This window comes from Aquimarina litoralis, from assembly GCF_019295435.1.
Taxonomy (GTDB): domain Bacteria; phylum Bacteroidota; class Bacteroidia; order Flavobacteriales; family Flavobacteriaceae; genus Aquimarina; species Aquimarina litoralis_A.
Genome location: NZ_WEKL01000104.1, coordinates 1 through 607 on the forward strand (window position 1 = coordinate 1; position 607 = coordinate 607).

General features: G+C 42.1%; 1 protein-coding gene. It reads right to left on the reverse strand.

Annotated features, from left to right (window positions below; all coding sequences use genetic code 11):
- A partial coding sequence (locus GBO31_RS23350; RefSeq protein WP_219011036.1) for a DUF11 domain-containing protein occupies positions 1 to 607 on the reverse strand: 607 nt, incomplete at both ends.

Below are 607 nucleotides of genomic sequence, written 5' to 3' on the forward strand. Positions count from 1 at the left end.
GCTACATTCTCATAATCTCCACTCGCATCTACCGTAACGGTAATCTCTAAACTTGTACTTGCTCCATTGGCAATTGCTGGTAACGTCCAAACACCTGTACCACTTACATAAGCTCCTGATCCATTGTCYGATACATAYGTATATCCTGTCGGTAACTGATCTGTTACTGTAGCTCCTGCTGGTAAATCATTTGGACCGTCATTACTAACCTCTAACGTAAAGATAATCGTGTCTCCTACATTAGGGGTACTATTGTTAACACTCTTGGCTAAACTTAAATCACTCGTCGGAGTAACCGTAGGTGTATTGCTATCTTCGTCATCCTCACTCTGATCTCCATCATCATTATTTGGTGTACTGTCTGGATCATTGTTCRCACTGCTCGTTACTTCRGCTACATTCTCATAATCTCCACTCGCATCTACCGTAACGGTAATCTCTAAACTTGTACTTGCTCCATTGGCAATTGCTGGTAACGTCCAAACACCTGTACCACTTACATAAGCTCCTGATCCATTGTCCGATACATATGTATATCCTGTCGGTAACTGATCTGTTACTGTAGCTCCTGCTGGTAAATCATTTGGACCGTCATTACTAACCTCTA